Origin of the sequence: Variovorax sp. KBS0712, assembly GCF_006323185.2 — a bacterium.
GTDB lineage: Bacteria > Pseudomonadota > Gammaproteobacteria > Burkholderiales > Burkholderiaceae_C > Variovorax > Variovorax boronicumulans.
In genome coordinates, this window is sequence record NZ_VCCD02000002.1 from 303,893 (window position 1) to 324,945 (window position 21,053).

The 21,053-nt window shown below is 70.8% G+C and carries 20 protein-coding genes and 2 pseudogenes; 10 read left to right on the forward strand and 12 right to left on the reverse strand.

What is annotated here, in order from left to right; all coding sequences use genetic code 11:
• The first annotated feature begins 86 nt into the window (after window positions 1-86).
• Complete coding sequence (locus FFI97_RS18265; RefSeq protein WP_144004480.1) at window positions 87-1,013, forward strand: LysR family transcriptional regulator; 927 nt, start codon at window positions 87-89, stop codon at window positions 1,011-1,013.
• Window positions 1,010-2,001: pseudogene (locus FFI97_RS34430) on the forward strand (Bug family tripartite tricarboxylate transporter substrate binding protein). The gene FFI97_RS18265 and the pseudogene FFI97_RS34430 overlap by 4 nt, the downstream one beginning before the upstream one ends.
• Here the strand turns inward: FFI97_RS34430 and FFI97_RS18275 are convergent.
• Together FFI97_RS18275 and FFI97_RS18280 are read right to left on the reverse strand one after the other, a co-directional pair.
• Window positions 1,998-3,116 (reverse strand): hypothetical protein, encoded by a 1,119-nt coding sequence (locus FFI97_RS18275; RefSeq protein WP_144004481.1) that lies wholly within the window; start codon window positions 3,114-3,116, stop codon window positions 1,998-2,000. The pseudogene FFI97_RS34430 and the gene FFI97_RS18275 sit on opposite strands and share 4 nt — an antisense overlap.
• Before the next feature lie 44 nt (window positions 3,117-3,160).
• On the reverse strand, window positions 3,161-3,721 hold the full coding sequence (locus FFI97_RS18280) for a putative glycolipid-binding domain-containing protein (protein ID WP_062478000.1): 561 nt from the start codon (window positions 3,719-3,721) through the stop codon (window positions 3,161-3,163).
• 87 nt (window positions 3,722-3,808) lie between these two features.
• Here FFI97_RS18280 and FFI97_RS18285 point away from each other — a divergent pair, with 87 nt between their 5' ends.
• On the forward strand, window positions 3,809-4,402 hold the full coding sequence (locus FFI97_RS18285) for a YiiX family permuted papain-like enzyme (protein WP_260685044.1): 594 nt from the start codon (window positions 3,809-3,811) through the stop codon (window positions 4,400-4,402).
• A 6-nt stretch (window positions 4,403-4,408) separates the two neighbouring features.
• On the opposite strand, the gene FFI97_RS18290 is transcribed toward FFI97_RS18285, so the two are convergent.
• From FFI97_RS18290 to FFI97_RS33985, 3 genes are read right to left on the reverse strand one after another with little or no spacing between them, the layout of a single operon-like run.
• Window positions 4,409-4,687 (reverse strand): contact-dependent growth inhibition system immunity protein, encoded by a 279-nt coding sequence (locus FFI97_RS18290; RefSeq protein WP_095949631.1) that lies wholly within the window; start codon window positions 4,685-4,687, stop codon window positions 4,409-4,411.
• 20 nt (window positions 4,688-4,707) lie between these two features.
• Window positions 4,708-5,202, reverse strand: coding sequence for an RNase A-like domain-containing protein (locus tag FFI97_RS33980; protein ID WP_260685045.1), 495 nt, complete (start codon window positions 5,200-5,202; stop codon window positions 4,708-4,710).
• Window positions 5,203-5,559, reverse strand: a complete 357-nt coding sequence (locus tag FFI97_RS33985) for a hypothetical protein (RefSeq protein ID WP_260685046.1) — start codon at window positions 5,557-5,559, stop codon at window positions 5,203-5,205.
• Between the two features lie 169 nt (window positions 5,560-5,728).
• On the opposite strand from FFI97_RS33985, the gene FFI97_RS18300 reads away from it, so the two are divergent.
• Together FFI97_RS18300 and FFI97_RS18305 are read left to right on the forward strand one after the other, a co-directional pair.
• Entirely contained in the window at window positions 5,729-6,913 is a 1,185-nt protein-coding gene (locus FFI97_RS18300; protein ID WP_139706888.1) for a Y-family DNA polymerase, read from the forward strand.
• Window positions 6,914-6,924: 11 nt separating this feature from the next.
• On the forward strand, window positions 6,925-7,608 hold the full coding sequence (locus tag FFI97_RS18305; protein ID WP_139706882.1) for a TIGR02117 family protein: 684 nt from the start codon (window positions 6,925-6,927) through the stop codon (window positions 7,606-7,608).
• 6 nt (window positions 7,609-7,614) lie between these two features.
• Here the strand turns inward: FFI97_RS18305 and FFI97_RS18310 are convergent, their stop codons facing one another.
• Window positions 7,615-8,679, reverse strand: coding sequence for a purine-nucleoside phosphorylase (locus FFI97_RS18310; RefSeq protein ID WP_139706884.1), 1,065 nt, complete (start codon window positions 8,677-8,679; stop codon window positions 7,615-7,617).
• A 102-nt stretch (window positions 8,680-8,781) separates the two neighbouring features.
• Here FFI97_RS18310 and FFI97_RS34435 point away from each other — a divergent pair.
• Window positions 8,782-9,938: pseudogene (locus FFI97_RS34435) on the forward strand (DNA topoisomerase IB).
• Here FFI97_RS34435 and FFI97_RS33990 read toward each other — a convergent pair.
• Together FFI97_RS33990 and FFI97_RS18320 are read right to left on the reverse strand one after the other, a co-directional pair.
• A complete protein-coding gene (locus FFI97_RS33990; protein ID WP_095746526.1) occupies window positions 9,884-10,564 on the reverse strand; it encodes a hypothetical protein in 681 nt (226 codons plus the stop codon). The pseudogene FFI97_RS34435 and the gene FFI97_RS33990 overlap by 55 nt on opposite strands.
• A gap of 180 nt (window positions 10,565-10,744) precedes the next feature.
• On the reverse strand, window positions 10,745-10,924 hold the full coding sequence (locus FFI97_RS18320; RefSeq protein WP_062477985.1) for a DUF3606 domain-containing protein: 180 nt from the start codon (window positions 10,922-10,924) through the stop codon (window positions 10,745-10,747).
• A 180-nt stretch (window positions 10,925-11,104) separates the two neighbouring features.
• Between FFI97_RS18320 and FFI97_RS18325 the strand changes: the two genes are divergently transcribed.
• Window positions 11,105-11,572 carry a nuclear transport factor 2 family protein gene (locus tag FFI97_RS18325; protein ID WP_139703139.1) on the forward strand — a complete coding sequence of 156 codons (468 nt, stop codon included), beginning with the start codon at window positions 11,105-11,107 and terminating at the stop codon, window positions 11,570-11,572.
• On the opposite strand, the gene FFI97_RS18330 is transcribed toward FFI97_RS18325, so the two are convergent.
• Genes FFI97_RS18330 through FFI97_RS18340 form a run of 3 tightly spaced genes read right to left on the reverse strand, consistent with a single transcriptional unit; the run spans window position 11,535 to window position 16,414 of the window.
• The gene (locus tag FFI97_RS18330; protein ID WP_139703141.1) at window positions 11,535-13,034 is read right to left on the reverse strand and encodes a class I adenylate-forming enzyme family protein; all 1,500 of its coding nucleotides are present in this window, start codon (window positions 13,032-13,034) and stop codon (window positions 11,535-11,537) included. The two genes, FFI97_RS18325 and FFI97_RS18330, sit on opposite strands and share 38 nt — an antisense overlap.
• 3 nt (window positions 13,035-13,037) lie before the next feature.
• Window positions 13,038-14,033 (reverse strand): Bug family tripartite tricarboxylate transporter substrate binding protein, encoded by a 996-nt coding sequence (locus FFI97_RS18335; RefSeq protein WP_139703143.1) that lies wholly within the window; start codon window positions 14,031-14,033, stop codon window positions 13,038-13,040.
• Between the two features lie 44 nt (window positions 14,034-14,077).
• Window positions 14,078-16,414 (reverse strand): acyl-CoA dehydrogenase, encoded by a 2,337-nt coding sequence (locus FFI97_RS18340; protein ID WP_144004483.1) that lies wholly within the window; start codon window positions 16,412-16,414, stop codon window positions 14,078-14,080.
• A gap of 144 nt (window positions 16,415-16,558) precedes the next feature.
• Between FFI97_RS18340 and FFI97_RS18345 the strand changes: the two genes are divergently transcribed.
• The 3 genes from FFI97_RS18345 to FFI97_RS18355 are packed head-to-tail and all read left to right on the forward strand — an operon-like array spanning window position 16,559 to window position 19,897.
• The gene (locus FFI97_RS18345) at window positions 16,559-17,341 is read left to right on the forward strand and encodes a citryl-CoA lyase (protein ID WP_062479773.1); all 783 of its coding nucleotides are present in this window, start codon (window positions 16,559-16,561) and stop codon (window positions 17,339-17,341) included.
• 5 nt (window positions 17,342-17,346) lie between these two features.
• On the forward strand, window positions 17,347-18,507 hold the full coding sequence (locus FFI97_RS18350; protein WP_139703145.1) for an acyl-CoA dehydrogenase family protein: 1,161 nt from the start codon (window positions 17,347-17,349) through the stop codon (window positions 18,505-18,507).
• A gap of 10 nt (window positions 18,508-18,517) precedes the next feature.
• Window positions 18,518-19,897 carry an MmgE/PrpD family protein gene (locus tag FFI97_RS18355; protein ID WP_139703148.1) on the forward strand — a complete coding sequence of 460 codons (1,380 nt, stop codon included), beginning with the start codon at window positions 18,518-18,520 and terminating at the stop codon, window positions 19,895-19,897.
• A gap of 16 nt (window positions 19,898-19,913) precedes the next feature.
• On the opposite strand, the gene FFI97_RS18360 is transcribed toward FFI97_RS18355, so the two are convergent.
• Window positions 19,914-20,957, reverse strand: a complete 1,044-nt coding sequence (locus FFI97_RS18360) for a GlxA family transcriptional regulator (protein ID WP_139703150.1) — start codon at window positions 20,955-20,957, stop codon at window positions 19,914-19,916.
• Window positions 20,958-21,053: the final 96 nt, after the last annotated feature.

A 21,053-nucleotide genomic window follows, 5' to 3' on the forward strand; every position in this document is an offset into this window, starting at 1 on the left:
CGCTTTGTGAATAGGCGGCCGGACGATAGATTCCGTGTGACCTAGGGTCAAATAAAATAACAAGGCCTATTCAATACAAAAAACATATGGACATACGCGCCCTGAGGTACTTCGTGGCCGTGGCCGGCACCGGCCACATGACGCGCGCCGCCGAGCAGCTGGGCATCCAGCAGCCGCCGCTGAGCCTGCAGATCAAGGCGCTGGAGCGCGAGCTGGGCGTGCTGCTGTTCAAGCGCCATCCGCGCGGCGTGGCGCTCACCGACGCCGGCCGGCTGTTCCAGGCCGAGGCGCTGCGCATGCTGCAGGACATGGAGGCCATGAAGCAGCGCATGGCGCGCGTGGCCCAGGGCCAGACCGGCACGCTCGCGGTCGGCTTCACCAGCTCGGCTGCGGCGCACCGCTTCATGCCCGAAGCGCTGCGCGCGTTCCGCCGCGCGCACCCCGGCGTGGAGCTGCAGCTGCGCGAGGACAACGCCGCCGAGCTCACCGAGGCGCTGGCCGCGGGCCGGCTGCACTGCGGCCTGCTGCGCGTGCCGGTGGCGCGGCCCGAGGGGCTGGTGTTCGAGACGCTGCTGCGCGAGCCCGTGTGGGTCGCGATGCCGAGCGATCACCGCTTCGCGCCTGCCGCAAATGGCAAGAAGCCCGCGAAGCCGCTGCCGCTGTCGAAACTCTGCGAAGAAGGCATCATCCTCGTGCGCCGCCCGGGCGCGCCCGGCCTCTATGCCGAGCTGCTCGCGCTGTGCCACGCGCAGGGCCTGCGCCCGCGCGTGGTGGCCGAAGTCGATCGCATGATGACCAACCTGAACCTCGTGGCCGCAGGCGTCGGCCTGTCGGTGGTGCCGACCTCGATGACCGGCGTGCACGCGCACGCCATCGCCTACACGCGGCTGGCCGACGGCGGCCAGCTCGACGCGCCGCTCACGCTGGTGTCACGCGCCGACGAAGACAACCTGCCAGCGCGGCACTTCGCGGCGCTGCTGCGCGGGCTGGCCGAGGGGAAGCCCGTCGCATGACCCTGCCGCTGCTGCGCCGCCATTTCCTGCAACGCATCGGCTTCGCGGCTGCGTGCGCATTGCCGCACCTGTCGCACGCCGCCTCGCCCTGGCCCAGCCGCCCCGTGCGCCTGATCGTGGTCTATCCGCCGGGCGGCGTGAGCGACGGCATGGCGCGCGCGCTGGCCGAGCCGCTGGCGCAGTCGCTGGGCGTGCCGGTGCTCATCGAACACCGCGCCGGCGCAGGTGGCAGCCTGGGCATGGACGCGCTCGCACGCGCCACGCCCGACGGCCACACGCTGGCCTTTTCCGCCATCAGCCCGCTCACCCTGCACCCGCTGCTCGCGCGCGCGCGCCCTACGACCCGCTGCGCGCCTTCGTGCCCGTGGCCAGCGTGATGCGCACGCCGGTGCTGGTCGTGGGCACGCCTGCCTTCGCGGGCCGCGGCTTTGCAGAATTGATCGCGCTGGCGCGCCGGCAGCCCGGCGCGGTGCGCTGGGCCACCTCGGGCGTGGCCACCATCGGCCACATGGTGCTCGCGCAGGTGCGCCTGCAAAGCCGCACCGACATCACGCACATCCCCTACCAGGGCGGCGGTCCGCAGCTCAACGATGCGCTCGGCGGGCAGTTCGAGGTGCTGTCGACCAACGTCGCGGCGCAGCAGCTGCAGTACATCGAGAGCGGCCGGCTGCAGGCGCTGGCGGTCGGCGCACCCGCACGCATCGAAGCACTGCCCGCCGTGCCCACGCTCGCGGAACTGGGCTACGAGAAGGCGAACCGCGATTCGCTCTTCGGCATCTTCGCGCCCGCACGCACGCCGGCGGCAGTGGTGCAGCGCCTCAACGCCGAGATCAACCGGCTGCTGCAAGGCGACGCGCTGCGCGCACGCCTGCGCGAGGCCTACAACCTGCCGGCCGGCGGGAGCATCGAGGACTTCGCGCAGGAGATTGCGGCAGACCGGCGGCGCAACCGCGCGCTGGTGGCGGGGGCGCGGGCGCAGTTCGACTAGGGCTGCGCGGCCACCCAGCCGAAGCCCGCGTACCAGGGGCTGAAGCGCGCCGGGCGCTGTTCGATGTCGACCTGCTTCACCGCCGTGGCCAGCGCCGGCGACACGTTGCGCAATGCCGTCACGGTCCATGCACGGTCGAGCTGTTTGAGCAGGCGGGCCTCGCAGCCGGGGCTCTCGCGCAGGCCGACGGGCGCCAGGCCCAATTGCACCGAAACATGCCCCTGCGCGGCCGCCCGTTCCCAGAGCACGCGCTTGCGCTCCGAGCCCAGCAACGTCAGCTGGCGCAGTTCGTACGTGCCGGCCGGCAGCACGCCGGGCACGGCGTTCACCGGCAAGCGCACGTCCTTGCCCAGGCCGTTCCGGTCGGCCCCGAAGAGCCACTCGAAGTGATCGGTGGGCACCTGCGCCTGGATCGCCATCAGGCAGGGCGCGGGCAAGGGTTGCGTGCCCCGCAGCGTCTGGCGCGTGAGCACCATCAGCTCGGCGGTCTTCGACATCAGCGACAACGGGACCGGTGCCTGGTCACCCGCCACGATCTGCGCGTCGACCGCGGCAGGCAGCGCCGGCACGGTGGCGGCGTTGGCCGCGTGCGCCAGCACCTGCGGGAACAGCACGGGGATCGTCCTGCCGTTGCCGAAGCTCTCGCCCGTGGCGATCTCCAGGCGATCGGTGGTCAGGCGGTAGTAGCTCGGCAGCGTCGCCTCGACGTCGTAGCCGCCGCGGCGCGTGGTGACGCGTTGGTAGAACTCGCGCGACGTGCTCGCCAGCAGCGGCTGCAGGGCGCGCACCAGTTCCTGGCGCTGCGCTTCGCTGACATCGTTCAGATCGATGCGGATGCGGTTGGACGGGTAGGTGAAGAGCTTGGCCATGCCTCGCTCGAGTTCCGCCTTGTCCGGCGCGCGCGTCACGTAGAGAACGAACCCGCCCACCAGCGCAACAACGCAGGTCGCCAGCGTGAAGTAGCCTGTGAACTTGAAGAAACGCCCGGCCGCGCGGGAGTCCATCCGCCGCTCCAGCGCCCCGAAGACCCGCAGCAGGACGACGCCGACGATCACGACGCCGACCATCAGCAGCAGCACGGTGGCTGCGTTGAAAACGAAACTCAAAAAGCCCATGCCGCTGCGTTCAGGCGCAGCGCCCGACAACTCCAAGCAACGGGTCAGTCCTCCGCGCGCCAGAGCCGCGGATAGTCGCTCACGAACCCGTCCGCCGTGACGCCCAGCACCTCCGCGTAATCGAAGCGCTTGGCCTCGTACGCGTACGTGCCCTCGCCGCGCCGCTCGTAGCGCTGCATCAGCTCGCTGAGCCCGCCGTCTTCGATGTCGACCCAGGCCGCCGGTGCGTCGGCGCTTTCGCCGGGCGCGAGGTTCAGGCGGCGCAGCTGCAGCAGGTTGGTGGCGGGGGTGAAGCCCAGGTCGAGGTCGACGCAGTGCGACATGTCGGACACGGCTTCGTCGTTGAGCTTCCAGTGGCCGCGCGCGTCGCGCGTGATCGACAGGTCGATGGCCGACTCGCCGAGCCAGCCGCGCACCGTGCCCCATTGCGTGTGCCAGAGCAGGTCGCAGCGCACGCGGTAGTGCAGCTGGGCGATGCGTCCGCCCTCGGTGCGGAACACCGCCGCGCCGTCGAGCTGCCAGGCCGAGGCATTGCGTTCGAGGCGGCAGGCATCGTGGCCCGGTGCATCGAGCCTGCGCCAGAGGATGGAGGCGACGGTTTGCATATGGCGCGGATCATGGCACCGGCATGCCGCGGGGCGCAAGCGGCATCCCGCAAAATGCCCTGCATGTCGAAAGCCCTTTCCGCGTCGTTGTCTGCCCTTTTCACCCTCCTGACAGCCGGCGCGGGCCATGCGGCCACTGCACTGAAGGACGGCGACATCATCTTCCACACCTCGCGCTCGGCGCAAAGCGTGGCCGTGCAGCGCGCCACCGGCTCGCGCTACAGCCACATGGGCATCGTGCTGCTGCGAGAGGGCAAACCCTACGTGTTCGAGGCGGTCTCGACGGTGCGCTACACGCCGCTGGCGCAATGGACGGCGCGCGGCAACGGTGGCCACTACGTGGTGAAGCGGCTGCGCGACGCCGGCACGCGGCTCACGCCCGGCGCCGTGGCGCGCCTGCATGCGCGCACCTCGGACTTCGCGGGCCGCCCGTACGACCTGACCTTCGAATGGTCGGATTCGCGCATCTACTGCTCGGAACTGGTGTGGAAGCTGTACGACCGCGCACTGGGCGTGCGCATCGGCGAGCTGCAGAAGATCCGCAGCTTCAACCTCGGCGACCCGGCCGTGCGCGCGAAGATGCGCGAGCGCTACGGCGACGCCGTGCCGATGGACGAGCCGGTGATCTCGCCGGTGGCGATGTTCGACTCGCCGCTGCTGGTGACGGTCGAATCGCGCTGAGCAGCGTCAGCGCACCGCCGCCAGCACGCTGTCGAGAAACTGTTTCGCCGGCGTGCCGAAATCTTCAGGGATGTAGTCGCGCGAGAAGTCGCGTGCAAACGCCGCTTCGAGGTCGTCGTGCGAACCGAGGTAGTCGGCGATCTCGGCGCGCAATGCGGCCAGCTCGGCCTCGGTGCTCGACTCGCGGTACGAGGCCATGATCTCGGCGCCGGTTTCGCCGAAGAGGATGTCGGCGTCCTGGCCGAAGTAGACCTTGGTGAGGTGGTCGATCAGTTCGAATCGCATCGTGGGGTCGTGAGGAAAAATCAGAACGGATGGGCGGTGAGGATGTAGAACGGCTTGCCGTTGTACGTGCGCATGTTCAGCGTCACGCGCACCTTGGTGAGCTGGCTCACGGCGGTGCTGCCGCGCTGCACGCCGATGCCGACCACGGTGCCGATGTCGTGCTCGAAGGCCACGGGCTTGGAGCCCACCGCCGCGGAGCGCGACCACGCGCGAATGGCCCGTGCGTTGGCGCGCACGGTCTGGCTGATGGCCGACTCGGCGGTGGCCAGGTCGAAGAACGACGACGAGCGCTGCAGGCTGGGCTTCTTCACGAAGCGGTCGAGCAGCTCCTGCGCCGACTTGCCCACGTGCTCGCGGATGGTGTGGCCGCCTGCCTTGGAGCCCGCAATGCCCTCGTGCTCGATGAGCCGCACGGGCTCGAGCTTGAAACGGCTCGCGCGCACCGCGATGACGCGCGATGCGGCCAGCCCGCCGGCCACGAAGAGCGGCACCGCCACGTCGACCGCGAGCCCCACCTACGCGCCGGTTTCGGGCGAGGCGCCCAGCGCCTGCGCGGTGGCGTCGGCGGTGAGCGCGGTGGCGGTGCGCTGCGTCTGGCCGGTCCAGATCTGGCGCGCGGCCGTGGCGGTGACGTCGCTGCCGTGCGCGCCCAGCACCACGCAGCCGACCTTGCTGGCCATGGTGGGCTCGGGCGCGACGCACAGCACGCCGGCGCCGACCAGTTCGATCACGCCGCCGATCAGCGCCGCCGTGCCCCAGAGCCGGTTGCTGAGGCTGGCCGACTCGGGCACGTCTTCGCCGCCGAGCACCGCCGCCATCTGCACCGGCGTCAGCGCGACCGACAGGCCGCCTTCCACCTCGTCGTCACCCATCGTGCATTCCTTTCCGTTCACCACCTGCGTGGGGATTGAAATTCCGCCGCATTCTTGCACGCGACACTGGGGCGGGCGAACATGCCCGGAGAGCGAGACAATTGTCACCGTGAGTTTCCAGCCCGCGCCGCCCCCGGCCCCTCCGATCCGCCGCATTGCCCACCTCGACATGGACGCGTTCTACGCATCCGTCGAGTTGTTGCGCTACCCGCAGCTCAAGGGGCTGCCGGTGGTCATCGGCGGCGGCCGGCGCCGCGTCGACGAGGCGATCCGCGAACTGCCCGAAGGCGCCACGCTGGCCGACATTCCGATCGAGGCCTTTCCACGCCTGAAGGACTACACGGGGCGCGGCGTGATCACCACCGCCACCTACCCCGCGCGGCAGTTCGGCATCGGCTCGGCCATGGGGCTCATGAAGGCCGCCAAGCTGTGCCCGCAGGCGCTGATCCTGCCGGTCGATTTCGACGAGTACCGGCGCTTCTCGCGCACCTTCAAGCAGGTGATCCTGGACATCGCGCCGCTCATGGAAGACCGTGGCGTGGACGAGGTGTACATCGACTTCACCGACGTGCCCGGCGGCCAGCGCGACGGCGGGCGCTCGCTGGCGCGGCTGATCCAGAAGTCGATCTTCGACGCCACGGGCCTCACCTGCTCGATCGGCGTCGCGCCCAACAAGCTCATCGCCAAGATGGCCAGCGAGTTCGAGAAGCCCAACGGCATCTCGGTGGTCTACGCGCACGACCTCGAAAGCCGCATCTGGCCCCTGCCCTGCCGCAAGGTGAACGGCATCGGCCCGAAGGCCGACGAAAAACTCAAGCGCTTCGGCATCGAGACCGTGGGCCAGCTGGCGGCACGCGAGCGCGGCTGGCTCATCGACACCTTCGGCAAGGCCACCGGCGCGTGGATGCACGAGGTGGCCTGGGGTCGCGACAACCGCCCCGTGGTGACCGAGAGCGAGCCCGTGTCGATGAGCCGCGAGACCACCTTCGAGCGCGACCTGCACGCGGTGCGCGACCGCGCCGAACTGGGCGCGATCTTCACGCACCTGTGCGAGAGGCTGGCCGAAGACCTGCAGCGCAAGGGCTACGTGGGCAAGACCATCGGCATCAAGCTGCGCTACGACGACTTCAAGATCGCCACGCGCGACCAGACCATCGACCGCTTCACCGACGACGGCAAGACCATCCGCCAGGTCGGCGGCCAGTGCCTCAAGCGCGTGCCGCTGGAGCGGCCGCTGCGCCTGCTGGGCGTGCGCGTGGGCGCGCTGGCCAAGGCGGGCAGCCCCGAGGCGCTGGCGCCTGCTGGCAACGCCCGCAGCGCGGCGCCGGTGGCGACCACGGCCTCGCTCTTCTGACCGACCGCCCGATGATCCGACGCTGGCTGCTGCGCATTGCATTCACACTGCTGGGGCTGCTGCTCGCGATAACGTTGTACGTGGCCGTGGCCTGCGCGCTGGTCTTCCTGCCGGCCAACGCGAAACCGCCGGCCGAGCCTGCGACCGTCGAGGCCTGGGTGCTGAGCAACGGCGTGCACACCGACCTGGTGTTTCCGGTCCGCTCGGCCGCCATCGACTGGCGGCAGCTCTTTGCGCTGTCCGACTTCAAGGCACCGCCGCCCGATGCCGAGTTCGTCGCCATCGGCTGGGGCGACCGCGAGTTCTACCTGCACACGCCGACCTGGGGCGACCTGACGGCCGCACGCGCCTTCGGGGCGCTGTCGGGTGGCAATCGCTCGCTGCTGCACGTGACCTACCTGCAGCGCGCGCAGTTGCGGCGCGGGGCCTACAAGCTGCCGCTCTCGCAAGCGCAGTACGCGCAGCTCGTGGCCCATGTGCGCGCCACGCTGCCTTCAGGCCGCGCGGTACCGATCGCGGGCGCGCACTACGCGAACGACGATGCCTTCTACGAAGCCCGGGGCAGCTACCACCTGTTCGAGACCTGCAACACCTGGACCGGCCGCGGCCTGCGCCAGGCGGGCGTCACGGTGAGCCGCTGGACGCCCTTCGACTTCAGCGTGACGTGGCACCTGCAGCCCGTGCTGCAGCCCTGACGATCTTCAGGGCTTGGGCACGCCTGCCGACCAGGTGGGCCAGTTCTTCACGATGTGGTCGACCACGCGCGTACCGACCAGCGCGATGTTCTCCACCGTCTCGGCAAAGCCGCCCGCCGTCTCGCCCGGTGCCGGGTCCAGGTGCTGCAGCGTGCTTTCCTTCGGGTTGCCCTGGTCGAAGTTGACCGCGCCGCGCAGGCTCATCACGCGGTCGGTGCCATGGGTGCGCTTGATCACGAGGGTGATGGCGGCGGCTTCCATTTCGGTGATCACGTAGTCGTCGGCGCCATACAGCTTGGCGATGTACTGCGCCTGCTTCGACATGCCGGGGCCGTGGAAGAAGGTGTCGCCCGTCATGTGCGTGCCGGTGCCCACGAAGGGGGCGCGGCGCGCGGCGGCGTCGGGGTAGCGCAGGCGGTACTTGCGCGCCGATTCCGCGTCCTTGAGCGGCGTGTCGGCCGACAGCTTCATGGCCCAGCCGACGAGGTCGGGGTTGAGCTTGAAGCGGCGGTACTCCTCGTAGCCCTTGCGCGGCATGAAGGTGGGTTCGCCGGGCTTGTTCTCTTCGGGGGCCCAGCGGTGGCCGAGGTCGTAGTCGACCAGCCAGGTGGCCCAGCTCACCTCGCCGATGGTGCCGCGCTGGGGCGGCGTGCCGGCCACGCCGGAGATCACGTAGTAGGCCTGCGAGAAGTCGAACTTCGGGTTCAGCAGGATGGCCTGCATCGACGACGACGAGTTGACCTTGCCCATGCCCAGCACCGCGCCGCACACGCCGTCGGCGTTGCAGTACACGGGCTGCAGCGCGCCGGGCACGGCCACGGGCGTCGCGCCCTTCCAGTAGCGCTCGTACCAGTGCTGGAACTCGCCGGCGCGGTCGCCGGTGTTCTGGCCGATCTCGAACATGGCGGCCACGAACACCTTCACCTTGACGGGGGCGCCGGTGGGGGCGGCGGCAGCGCGCGTGTCGGCCGTGGGCGAGGTGGAGGCACAGGCCGTGGCGAGCAGCACGGCGCCGCACAGCGCCAGGCCGCGGCTGCCCAGGGAGAAGCGACGGGAGTTCAGGAGGGACATGGGTGGAATCCGAAGAGAAGGAAGGAAAGGAAAGCGCGCCTCGGCAACAGCGTGCGGCGTCCTACACCGCACGATTGTCGATGCTGGCACAAGCGCGATGTCATGCCTTCGATGCAAACCCCATGCCGGCCCGCGCCGGCTGCCACCGCGCCGCTGGCCGGCGGGCTGGTCTACGTGAACCCCGGCATGCCGGGCATCCGCCGGCTGAAGTGGGGCGACGGCTTTCGCTACCGCGACGCGCACGGCCGCTGGCTGCGCGATGCCGACGCGCTCGCGCGCATCCGCAGCCTGGCGATTCCGCCGGCCTACACCGAGGTGTGGATCTGCCCGCTGCCGCAGGGCCACCTGCAGGCCACGGGCCTGGACGCGCGCGGCCGCACGCAGTACCGCTACCACCCCGGCTGGCGCGCGCTGCAGGACGGCACCAAGTTCGAGCGCCTCGCGGCCTTCGGGCGCGCCCTGCCCCGTTTGCGCGCCCGCGTGGCGCGCGACCTGCGCGCCGGCACCCGGACACCCGGGCGCGCGCAGGTGATCGCCACGCTGGTGCGCCTGCTCGACACCACGCTGCTGCGCGTGGGCAACGAGGCCTACGCCAGCAGCAACGGCTCGTTCGGCCTCACCACGCTGCGCAACCGCCACGCGGCGGTGCAGGGCTCGGCGCTGCGGCTGCGCTTTCGCGGCAAGAGCGGCGTGGTGCACGAGGCGCGCATCGACGACCCGCGCGTGGCCCGCGTGGTGCGCCAGTGCCAACAGCTGCCGGGGCAGGCGCTGTTCCAGTACACGGACGAAGCGGGCGAGGTGCGCGGCGTGTCGTCCAACGACGTGAACGACTACATCGCCGACGCCACCGACACAGGCAAGGGCGAAGGCGAACGCTTCACCGCCAAGGACTTCCGCACCTGGCACGGCACGGTGCAGGCGCTGGAGCTCACGCGGCGGGCCTGTGCCTGGGAAGGCGAGCGCCGGCCCGGCGCCAGGGACATCCTCGTGGCCGTGGCGCAGCAGCTCGGCAACACGCCGGCGGTCTGCAAGAAAGCCTACGTGCACCCGGCCGTGCTGGCGCTGGGCGAGGCGCTGGCGCGCGAGGACGACACGGCGGCGACGGGCACTTTGCTGGAGAAGATCGCGGCCCGCGCCGCCACGGCCGGCCCGGCGCGCGGCCTGGTGGCGGCGGGCGGCGATTGCTCGCCTTCCTGCGAGCGCCTCAGCCCGCGGCGAGGGCGAAGCGCACGGTGTCGGCGTCGAGCAGCACGGCATAGCCGAGGTCTTCGGCCAGGTTCTGCAGCGCCACGGTGTCGATGGCCAGCGCGCGCGGCGCGCGGTGGGCGTCGAGCACCGCGTTCGCGCCGCCGGCCTCGCGCACCCGGGCGTGCAGGCGCAGCGCGTCGGTGCCGTCGGGCTCGATGCGGATGGTGCCGGCCTCGTCCGCACCGTCGTGCAGGTAGCCCAGCGCGCCCAGGAACAGGTAGCGCAGCGCGGCGGCATTGGGCCAGCGCGGCTCGTCGTCCTGCGGGGCGGCGAGCGCCTCGTCGACCTCGAGCGCCACGCCGTGCAGGTCGAAGGCCGAGCGCATCAGCGTCATGCACTGCGCCACCAGCGCGCTGCGCGTGATGCCGTCGTCGGTGGTGGCCAGCTCCCAGTCGCGCAGCGAGCGGATCGCGGCCACCAGCTCCGACACCTGGCTGTCGATGAGGTTCACCCGCTCCTCGCAGGCGGCGGGGTCGACGGGGTCGGCCGCCACCTGGCGCTTGAGCATCAGCACCGCCATGCGGATCACCGAGACGGGCGCCGTCATGTCGTGCCGCAGCGCCGGCAGGGCGCGCGTGAGCAGCTCGTGGCGCACGCCGGCCGCAATCCAGCTGCGGGCGCTGGGAGACGACTTCATCGCGACGCAGCGGCCCGCAAGGGCGCACGGCCCGTGGGACGAGAGGCGGCAGGGAGCACGGTCAAGGCAGGATTCCTGAAGGCGGGAACAAGGCCACGAGTATCGGCCCCGCTCCGCGCCGCGGCTGTAGGAGCCTGCCTACGCGCGCCCTGCCCGCCGGGCCGCACCTTCAGCGCGCGCTCAGGGTTTGCCGAGGTAGGTGCGCACGTCCTTCACCTCGACCCCGGCGGCCGCGACGGCCGAGCGCAGCTGCGCTTCGGTCACGCCCAGCGTCTGGGTCCAGTAGCGAACCTCGTGGAGTTCGTTGACATTGATGCGGGCCGCATCCTGCGGTCCGCGCTTGCTCAGGTCATCGGCCATGGCGTGGATTCCTTGTTGAAGGCCCCCACGATGCGGCCTGCACGGCGCATCGGCTGGCGGACAGCAGCGCGGCTCCTTGCAGGATAAGTCCGAGAGCGCGTTGCAGATGTCCGAAAGCAGCGGGCCGGCGCCACGCGGCGCCCCTATCGTCGCCGCTCCTTCACTTCATCCCCGCACCCCATGACCCCCGAGCAGAACAAGCGCGCCGTCGTCGACGCCTGGAAGGCCTTCGCCAGCCGCGACCCGCAGCGCGTGCGCGCCGCCTTCACCGACGGCGCCGAATGGCTGGCGCCCAAGGACAACGCCACCGGCGTGGCCCTGGGCTTCACCGACCACATGATCGGGCCGGACACGATCGTGCGCTTCCTGGTCGAGGAGTTTCCGAAGCTGTTCGTGGCCGACGTGTCGGTGGACTTCACCCACCTGCTCTGCGAAGGCGACACCGTGGTGCTGGAAATGCGCCTGCAGGCCACGCTCGCCAGCGGCCGGCCCTACGACAACGACTACTGCTTCATCCTCGAGCTGCGCGAGGGCCGGATCTCCCGCATGCGCGAGTACATGGACACGCAGAAGGGCCGCCGCAGCGTCATCGGCGACCTTCCCTCTGACCTCAGGGCTGCCGGGCCCGTGCTTGCAGTTCCCGCTTGAGCAGCTTGCCGTTGGCGGTGGTCGGCATCGCCTCGATCACCTCGATGCGCGCGGGCCGCTTGTAGGGCGACAGGTGCTCGGCCAGGTGCGCGCGCAGCGCCGCCTCGTCGAGCGCCACGCCAGGGTTCAGCTCGACGAAGGCGACGATCTGCTCGTTGCCGTCGGCCTCGGGCACGCCGACCACGGCGCACAGGTGCACGCCGGCGAAGCGGCCGATCACCGCCTCGACCTCGGCCGGGTAGACGTTGAAGCCTGAGCGGATGATCATTTCCTTCAGCCGCCCCACCACGAACAGCGCGCCGTCAGCGTCGAAGCGGCCGAGGTCGCCGGTGGCGTACCAGCCGCCCGGGCGCATCACCTGCGCGGTGGCGGCCGCGTCGCGGAAGTAGCCCAGCATCAGGCCCGGGCCGCGCAGCCAGATCTCGCCGGTCTCGCCGGGTGCGACCTCCGTGCCCTCGGCCGTCACGATGCGCCCCTCGCCACCGTCGACCACGTAGCCAGCCGAGGTGTCGGCGCGCGGCGCCTCGGTGCGCGTGAGGAACACCGAGCCCGCGTACTCCGACAGGCCGTAGCCGTAGTGCAGCGGCTGGCCGAACAGCCGCTCCACGCGCTGCTTGAGCGCCGGGTCGAGCGGCGCGGAGCCCGTGTACACGTAACGCAAGTTCGGAAAGCGCGGTGCCAGCTGCTGCGCCTCGATGTGCGCCAGCAGCCGCGCGTACATGGTCGGCGGCCCGAGCAGGTTCGATACCTGCCCGTGCGCCAGCGCCTCGAGCATGTCGGCCGGCGAGAAGCTGCCGCGCAGCACCAGCGCGGCCCCGCCCGTGAGCGCGGCCATCAGCACGGTGCCGATGCCGAAGATGTGGGTCATCGGCAGGAAGGCGTAGACGCGGTCGCGCGTGTCGAGCGCACGTACCGCCGCCGACACGCGGCCGAAGTGCAGCAGCCCGCGGTGCGACACCATCACGCCCTTGGGCGTGCCCGAGGTGCCGGAGGTGAAGATGATCGCGGCGGCATCGGCCAGCGCCGCATCGGGCTCGGGGCGCGCGTCGGCGCGCGCGGCGGTGAACATCACGCCGGGCAGCGTGGCCGGCACGGCCGACGCGCGCTGCGCGTGCGTGCGCGCCGCATCGGACGCGTCGGTGGTGAAGCCCCACAGGCGCGCGTCGGCGCGCTCGGCAATGGCGGCGATCTCGCCCGGCGACATGCGCGCGTTGACGCCGCACGACCACGCGCCCACGCGGCTGCAGGCCAGCAGCAGCGCGATGTGGGCGGCGCAGTTCTCGGCCACCAGCAGCACGCGGTCGGTCGGCCGCACGCCGGCGGCGAGCAGGTCGTTCGCGGCGGTCTCGACCATGGCCTGCAGTGCGCCGTAAGTGGTGGTGCCATCGGGTTCGTGGAGGAACACCGCGTCCGGCGTGCGGGCCGCGCGGTCTTCGAGCAGGTGATGAATGCGGGGCTGCATCGGCTATTCCGCCTCGATGCCCTTGGAGGCGCTCGCCCACAGCTTGCGGTCCGACACGCCCTTGGTCGCCAGCACCTCCGGCGCACCCGTCCAGACCTCGTAGCCCTGCTCGCGCAGGCGGTGCGCGATGTCTTCGCGCGCCAGCATCTTCTGCGCCGCGGCGTTCACGCGCGCGACCAGCGCCGGGTCCATGCGCGCCGGGCCGTACAGGCCGAACCAGCCGCCCACGTCGTAGCCGGGCACGCCCGACTCGATCATGGTCGGCACGTCCGGCAGCATGCGGTTGCGCTGGCGCGAGGTGACGGCCAATGCACGCAGCTTGCCCGACTGGATGAAGGGCCGCGAGGTGGCGATGATGTCGAACATCATCGGCACGGTGCCGGCCATCACGTCGGCCAGCGCCGGCGCGCTGCCCTTGTAGGGCACGTGCGTGAGCTGCACGCCGCTCATCTTCTCGAGCAGCGCGCCGCTCAGGTGGTTCGACGCGCCCACGCCCGCCGAGCCGTAGAACAGCTTGCCGGGCTTGGCCTTGGCATAGGCCAGCAGCTCGCCCACGTTGCGCACCGGCAGGTCGTTGTTGACCACCAGCACGTTGGTGTAGTCGACCAGCGGCGCCAGCGGCGTGAGGTCCTTCATCGGGTCGAAAGGCATGCTGCGCTGCACGTTCGGGTTGATGGTGATGGTCGGACTCGCGCCGAAGAACAGCATCGCGCCGTCGGGCGGTGCCTTGGCCACGGCGTTGCCGCCGAGCGAGCCGGCGGCACCGGGCCGGTTGTCCACGATCACCTGCGTGCCCAGCTCCTGGCCCAGCGCGGGCGCGAGCAGGCGCGCGGCGCCATCCACCGGCCCGCCGGCCGAATAGCCCATCACCAGCTTGATGAGCGGCGGCAGCGGCAGCGGCTGCTGCGCGAAGGCGCGGCGCGGCAGTGCGGCCAGCGCCGCGCCGCCCGCCAGCGCGGCCATGAGCTGGCGGCGCGAAAGAAAGTCGAGGGATTGCATGAGCGTTGTCTCCAGTTGTGTATGTCTTTGGCGGCTCACATCGCTCAGGCCGGCAGGTCGAGCACCTGTCGCGCGAGGATGTTGCGCTGGATCTCGTTCGTGCCGCCGTAGATCATGGCGGCGGTGGAGCCGATGAGCGGCGAGAGCACGTTGAAGCTCTGCCCATCGAGCACCTGGTCGCCCGCGACCGCGCCCTGCTCTTCGCCGGCCTCGACCAGCAAGGCCCCGATGCGGTGGTAGGTCTCGCTGGCCCAGATCTTCAGCAGCGACACCGACGCGGGCAGCGGCTTGCCCGCACGCACGATGTCGGCAAAGCCCGTGTAGGCGGCCGACAGGTCGAGCACGTCGAGCCGCAGCGCCGCGAAGCGCTGCGCGAACACCGGGTCGGCGAACAGCCGCCGCGCCTGACCGAGCCGCGCCAGCTGGCCCAGCGCGTACTGCGACTGCTTGGGGCTGCCCAGGAAGATGCGCTCGAAGCCCAGCAGTGCCTTCGCGATGGTCCAGCCACCGTGCAGCCGGCCCACGAGGTTGTCGGCCGGCACGCGCACGTTGTCGAAGAAGACCTCGCAGAACTCGGGCTCGCCCGCCAGCGTGTAGATCGGCCGCACCGTGACGCCCGGCGTGCGCAGGTCGCACAGCAGGAAGCTGATGCCCTCCTGCTTGCGCGCGCCCTTGTCGGTGCGCACGAGCATGAAGATGTGGTTGGCATCCTGCGCGAGCGTGGTCCAGATCTTCTGGCCGTTGACGACGAAGTGATCGCCCTGCGCGTCGTGCCCCGCCACCGCCTCGGTGCGCAGGCCGGCCAGGTCGGAGCCGGCATTGGGCTCCGAATAGCCCTGGCACCACACGTGCTCGCCGCTGAGGATGCGCGGCAGGAAGCGCTGCTGCTGTTCGGGCGTGCCGTGCTGGATCAGCAGCGGGCCGATCATCACGATGCCCTGGTCGGGCGCGCGCGCCACGCCGTGCTGCTCCAGCTCCTCGATCCACGCGATGAGCTTGTCGGCCGGCAGGCCCATACCGCCGTGCGACTGCGGCCAGGCCGGCGCGATCCAGCCCTGCGCCGAGAGCGTGAGGTACCACTCGCGAATCTCGCTCCAGCGCGCGCGGTGCGACAGGTAGCGCAGATGCGCCGGATAGCGCTGCTGCAAAAAGCCGCGCACCATGCGGCGGAACTCGGCCTCGGGCATGGCGGACCAGTCGGTGGTGCGCGCGAGGAACTCGCCGTTCCAGGCTGCAGCACTGCTCGCAGCGGCCTCCGCCTCACCGGTCAGCGCGGCATGGCGGCGCTGGTGCGCCGTGGCATTGCCCAGCCACGCCGACAGGCACAGCACGCGCTTGTAGAACAGGCTCAGGTCGCACTCCTGCGTGTAGCCGATGGCCCCGTGCAGCTGCACCGCCGCGCGCGACGCCTGCAGCGCGGCAGCGGTGCACCGCGCGTTGACGCGGCTGGCCTCGGCTTCGAGCCGGTCAGAAAGCAACGCGCCGTCGCTTGCCAGCGCGAGCACCTCGTTGAGCGTGGCCTGCGCCACCTCGAGGTGGATGAACATGTCGACGCTGCGGTGCTGCAGCGCCTGGAAGCTGCCGATGGGCTTGCCGAACTGCGCGCGCGTGCGCAGGTAGGCCAGCGTCTGCGCCAGCATCGCCTGCCCTGCGCCCAGCAGCTCGGCCGCCTGCAGGATCTGCCCCGCGGCGAGCGCCTGGCGCAGCGCCTCCTGCGCGGCCGGTCCGCTGGCCAGCACGGCGTCGGCCGGCAGCACGACCTCCTCGAAGCGCAGGTTGGCGGCCTGGCTGCCATCGACCAGCGGCACGAGCGTCTCGCTCACGCCGGCTGTGCCGCGCGGCACCCACAGCAGCACGGCGTCGTCCTCGCCGCGCGCCGACACCAGCCAGCCGCTGGCGGCGGCACCGGGCAGCACCATGAGCTTGTCGCCCTGCAGCAGCACGCCGCCCCCCTGACCCGCGCGCGCCTCGCAGCCGCAGGCCAGCGGCACGGCGCTGAGGTCGCCCGCGCTTTCCTGCCAGGCCAGCGCGGGCAGGCTGCGGCCCGCCACGAGCTCGGCCAGCAAGGCACGCGCCGCCGGCGTGTCGAGCCGCGCCAGCAGCAGCGCGCTCAGGCCCGCCACGGCCAGCAGCGGCTCGGGCGCCGCGTGCTCGCCGGCCGCGCGCAGGATCTCGGCGGCGCCGTCGAGCCCGAGTGCCAGGCCGCCGGCCGCTTCGGGCGCCAGCATGCCGGGCCAGCCGAGCGCGGCGATCTCGCCCCAGCCTTCCGCCTCGTCGGCCTGCGGGTGTTCAGTGCGGGCACGGCGTCGCGCGGTGGCGCCGCTGCGGGTGAAGTAGTCGAGCGCCGCTTCGCGCACGGCCAGGAGTGAGTCGGAATCCATCGCGCTGTCTGCCTTTTCTTTTCCGTTGCAATGACGAGTCGCAGCGTGCCCGAAGACCTCGCCGGCGGGCATTCGCGATTGCGGAAGGGAGGGTTTCGCAATCACTGAGCGCCTGCGGGCGCGTGCGGGGATAGATTTGCGGCCATGACAAAGATCAAGAAATCCCTGCACACCGACCTCGGCCACAGCACGCCCGACAAGATCACCGTGCGCGGGCGCGACCTGCCCTCGGAAATCCTCGGCCACCTCAACCTGGGCGACATGGCCTTCCTGGAGCTGACGGGCCGCATCCCGACGCCGCAGGAGTCCGTGACCTTCAACGCCATCGTCGTCACGCTGGTGGAGCACGGCGTCACGCCCAGCGCGCTGGCCGCGCGGCTCACCTATGCCGGCGCGCCCGAGGCGCTGCAGGCCGCCGTGGCCGCCGGCCTGTGCGGGCTGGGCACCGTGTTCGTGGGCAGCACCGAGGGCGCCGCGAAGATGCTGTACGAGGCCATTCCCTTCGGCGAGAAGCCGAGCCGCCCGCTGGCCGACATGGCGAAGGACATCGTGGCCGACCACCGCGCGCGCAAGATCATCGTGCCGGGCCTGGGCCATCCACTGCACAAGCCGATCGATCCGCGCACGCCGCGCCTGTTCCAGATCGCGGCCGAGAACGGGCTCTCCAGTCACTACGTCGCACTGATGCAGGCCGTGCAGGAAGAGGCCGAGCGCGTGTCGGGCAAGTCGCTGCCGATCAACGCGACCGGCGCCATCGGCGCCATTGCGGCCGAGTTCGGCTTTCCGTGGAAGATCATCCGCGGCTTCGGCGTGATGGCGCGCGCCATCGGCCTCGTGGGCCACATCCTCGAGGAGATCGACGACCCGATGGCCATCGAGATCTGGCAACGCGTCGAAAAAGAAGCGGGCGGCCCCCGCCAGGACTGAACACGATGATCGCTACCGACAACCGTTTCCCCGACATCCGCGACGCCGTGCGCGACCTGTGCGCGCAGTTTCCCAACGAGTACTTCCGCAAGGTCGACGAGGCGCGCGGCTACCCCGCCGAGTTCGTCGATGCGCTCACGAAGGCCGGCTGGATGGCCGCCCTGATCCCGCAGGAGTACGGCGGCTCGGGCCTGGGCCTGACCGAAGCCTCGGTGATCATGGAAGAGATCAACCGCTGCGGCGGCAACTCGGGCGCCTGCCACGGCCAGATGTACAACATGGGCACGCTGCTGCGCCACGGCAGCGAGGCGCAGAAGCGCCAGTACCTGCCGAAGATCGCCAGCGGCGAGCTGCGCCTGCAGTCGATGGGCGTGACCGAGCCGACCACCGGCACCGACACCACCAAGATCAAGACCACGGCCGTGAAGAAGGGCGACCGTTACGTCATCAACGGGCAGAAGGTGTGGATCTCGCGCATCCAGCATTCGGACCTGATGATCCTGCTGGCGCGCACCACGCCGCTGGCCGATGTGAAGAAGAAGTCGGAAGGCATGTCGATCTTCATCGTCGACCTGCGCGAGGCCATCGGCAAAGGCATGACGGTGCGCCCCATCCTCAACATGGTGAACCACGAGACCAACGAGCTGTTCTTCGAGAACCTCGAGATCCCGGTGGAGAACCTGATCGGCGAGGAAGGCCAGGGCTTCAAGTACATCCTCGATGGCCTGAATGCCGAGCGCACGCTGATCGCGGCCGAGTGCATCGGCGACGGCTACTGGTTCATCGACAAGGTCACGGCCTACACGAAGGACCGCGTGGTGTTCGGCCGCCCCATCGGCCAGAACCAGGGCGTGCAGTTTCCGATTGCCGAAGCCTTCATCGAGACCGAAGCGGCCAACCTGATGCGCTACGAGGCCTGCCGCCTGTTCGACGCGCGCCAGCCCTGCGGCGCGCAGGCCAACATGGCGAAGTACCTCGCGGCCAAGGCGAGCTGGGAGGCGGCCAACGCCTGCCTGCAGTTCCACGGCGGCTTCGGCTTTGCGTGCGAATACGACATCGAGCGCAAGTTCCGCGAGACGCGGCTGTACCAGGTGGCGCCGATCTCGACCAACCTCATCCTGAGCTACGTGGCGGAGCACATGCTCGGCCTGCCACGCTCGTTCTGAAGGACTGCACATGAACGCCATCGACCACCCCAGCAAGGTGCTCGCGACCTTCGCGGCCGAGCTGAAGTTCGCCGACATTCCCGCGCCCGTGCTGCGCCGCACCGAAGACCTGATGCTCGACTGGCTCGGCTCGGTGCTCGCGGCCCGCACGGCGCGGCCGATACGCAGCATCGAGCGCTTCGCGCAGATGATGGGCCCCGCTGAAGGCCCGAGCGAAATCCTCACCTCGCGGCGCACCAGCTCGCCGCTGTTCGCGGCGCTGGTCAACGCGGCGGCCTCGCACTACGTGGAGCAGGACGACGTGCACAACGGCTCGGTGTTCCACCCGGCCGCCGTCGTCATCGCGCCCGCTCTGGCAGTCGCGCAGAGCATCGGTGCCAGCGGCGCGCAGCTGCTGACGGCCGTGGTCGCGGGCTACGAGGTGGGCATCCGCGTCGGCGAGTTCCTGGGCCGGTCGCACTACCGCACCTTCCACACCACCGCGACGGCGGGCACGCTCGCGGCAGCCGCGGCGGTGGGCCGCCTGCTCGAACTGTCGCCGCAGCAGATGCTGCATGCCTTCGGCTCGGCGGGCACGCAGTCGGCCGGTGTGTGGGAGTTCTTGCGCGACGCCGCCGATTCGAAGCAGCTGCACTGCGCGCACGCGGCGGCCAGCGGGCTGATGTCGGCCTACCTCGCGCAGGACGGCTTCACGGGCGCGGCGAAGATCCTCGAAGGCGCGCAGGGGCTGGGCGTGGGCATGTCGAGCGACGCCGATCCGGTCAAGCTCACCGACGGCCTGGGCACGCGCTGGACGCTGGCCGAGACCTCGTTCAAGTACCACGCCTCCTGCCGCCACACGCACCCGGCCGCCGACGCGCTGCTGCAGGTGATGGAACAGAACCAACTCAAGCCGGCCGACGTGTCCCAGGTCACGACCCATGTGCACCAGGGCGCCATCGACGTGCTGGGCCGCGTGACGGTGCCGGCCACGGTGCACCAGGGCAAGTTCTCGATGGGCACGGTGCTGGGCCTCATCGCCGTGCACGGCCGCGCGGGCCTGGGCGAGTTCGACCGCGACTTTCTCTCGCCCGAGGTCTCGGCCTTCCGCGAGAAGGTGACGATGGCGCTCGACGACGAGGTCGACACCGCCTACCCCGCACGCTGGATCGGCAAGGTCAGCGTGCACACCGCCGACGGCCGCACGCTGGCCGGCCGCGTCGACGAGCCCAAGGGCGACCCCGGCAACAGCCTGAGCCGCGCCGAGATCGAGGGCAAGATGCAGCGCCTGGCGCACTACGGCGAAGGCGCGACGGCCGACGAAGCGAAGGCGCTGTGCGAGCGCGTCTGGCAGTTGGCCGACACGGCCCGCGTGGGGCGCTGGCTGCAGGCGACCTCCTCCGCCGCCTGAACCACGGCGCGCCCGCTCACGCCTCGGGCAGCGAGGTCTCCTGCAGGCGCCAACGCGCGCGCGGGCCGCGAAAGGTGTAGCGGTCGCGGTAGCGCTGCGGGCTGGTGCCGGTGGCGCGCGCGAACATGCGGCAGAACGCGCTGGTGTCGCCGTAGCCGCAATCGCGCGCGATCTCGTCCACCGAACGGAAGGTGCCTTCGAGCCACATCTGCGCGCGCTGCACGCGCAGTCCCTGCAGGTACTTCAGGGGCGTCATGCCCGAATGCTGGTGGAACAGGCGCGTCAACGTGCGCTCGCTCACCGACGCTGCCGCCGCGGCATCGGCCAGCCGCAGGGGTTGAGCTGCATGGGCCTGCATCCACGCCTGGGCCAGGTACAGCGGTGTGTCGCGCGCCTGGCCCATCACCTGCGTCCCCGTCATCGCGGCCGACAGGGCCTGCCGCTCGGTGTTGAGCAACAGCTTCTCGGCACCCGCGTGCGCCAGGTCGGCCAGGCCCGCGTAGCGCGCCAGGTGCAGCACCAGCGCATGCAGCAGCGACGGCGCCACCGCGCAGACGCAGCCGCGCTCCGCCACGATCGGCTCCCTGGCTTCCATGCGCACCCCGGGAAAGTACTTCTCGAAACCCGACTGGTAGAGCCAGGGGATCGGCGCGCTCAGGATGCAGTCCGCCTGCGCCAGCAGCCAGATGCCCGTGCCGCAGGCACCGATCAGGCTGCCCGCCTCGAAGCGCCGGCGCACCAGCTCGACGCTGGCGGCATTGCGCCGCACCAGCTTCTGCAGTGCCGGGATGGACTGCATCACCAGCGGCGCCACCAGCAGCACGCGCGGCCCCGGCTGCGGACGGCGCGCATGGCGGCGCTCGTCTTCGTCGATGCAGGTCTGCGCATGCCAGCGGTGCGCGCGGCCGTCGGCACCAAGCAGACGCCAGCTCGCGGCCGGCAGGGCGTCGCGCGGTGCACGCACGCGCGCCAGGGCATTGAGCTCGCGCAGCACGTCGACGGCGGACCACAGCGCACCGGGTGCGCCCCCCTCTGGGAGCAACAGATCGAAGTGAACCACCGGCGGGACTCCTGGCTGAAACAGCACATCGATTGGCTGGATCAAACATTGTGGCAGGCGACGGGCAAACCTACGATCCGCCGACCGTTCGATCCT

Excerpts from the sequence above, each read along its gene's own strand:
- FFI97_RS18265 (WP_144004480.1), top strand. The coding sequence starts at position 87 with ATGGACATACGCGCCCTGAGGTACTTCGTGGCCGTGGCCGGCACCGGC.
- FFI97_RS18275 (WP_144004481.1), bottom strand. The coding sequence starts at position 3,116 with ATGGGCTTTTTGAGTTTCGTTTTCAACGCAGCCACCGTGCTGCTGCTG.
- FFI97_RS18280 (WP_062478000.1), bottom strand. The coding sequence starts at position 3,721 with ATGCAAACCGTCGCCTCCATCCTCTGGCGCAGGCTCGATGCACCGGGC.
- FFI97_RS18290 (WP_095949631.1), bottom strand. The coding sequence starts at position 4,687 with ATGCGATTCGAACTGATCGACCACCTCACCAAGGTCTACTTCGGCCAG.
- FFI97_RS33985 (WP_260685046.1), bottom strand. The coding sequence starts at position 5,559 with ATGGGTGACGACGAGGTGGAAGGCGGCCTGTCGGTCGCGCTGACGCCG.
- FFI97_RS18300 (WP_139706888.1), top strand. The coding sequence starts at position 5,729 with ATGGACGCGTTCTACGCATCCGTCGAGTTGTTGCGCTACCCGCAGCTC.
- FFI97_RS18305 (WP_139706882.1), top strand. The coding sequence starts at position 6,925 with ATGATCCGACGCTGGCTGCTGCGCATTGCATTCACACTGCTGGGGCTG.
- FFI97_RS18310 (WP_139706884.1), bottom strand. The coding sequence starts at position 8,679 with ATGTCCCTCCTGAACTCCCGTCGCTTCTCCCTGGGCAGCCGCGGCCTG.
- FFI97_RS33990 (WP_095746526.1), bottom strand. The coding sequence starts at position 10,564 with ATGAAGTCGTCTCCCAGCGCCCGCAGCTGGATTGCGGCCGGCGTGCGC.
- FFI97_RS18320 (WP_062477985.1), bottom strand. The coding sequence starts at position 10,924 with ATGGCCGATGACCTGAGCAAGCGCGGACCGCAGGATGCGGCCCGCATC.
- FFI97_RS18325 (WP_139703139.1), top strand. The coding sequence starts at position 11,105 with ATGACCCCCGAGCAGAACAAGCGCGCCGTCGTCGACGCCTGGAAGGCC.
- FFI97_RS18330 (WP_139703141.1), bottom strand. The coding sequence starts at position 13,034 with ATGCAGCCCCGCATTCATCACCTGCTCGAAGACCGCGCGGCCCGCACG.
- FFI97_RS18335 (WP_139703143.1), bottom strand. The coding sequence starts at position 14,033 with ATGCAATCCCTCGACTTTCTTTCGCGCCGCCAGCTCATGGCCGCGCTG.
- FFI97_RS18340 (WP_144004483.1), bottom strand. The coding sequence starts at position 16,414 with ATGGATTCCGACTCACTCCTGGCCGTGCGCGAAGCGGCGCTCGACTAC.
- FFI97_RS18345 (WP_062479773.1), top strand. The coding sequence starts at position 16,559 with ATGACAAAGATCAAGAAATCCCTGCACACCGACCTCGGCCACAGCACG.
- FFI97_RS18350 (WP_139703145.1), top strand. The coding sequence starts at position 17,347 with ATGATCGCTACCGACAACCGTTTCCCCGACATCCGCGACGCCGTGCGC.
- FFI97_RS18355 (WP_139703148.1), top strand. The coding sequence starts at position 18,518 with ATGAACGCCATCGACCACCCCAGCAAGGTGCTCGCGACCTTCGCGGCC.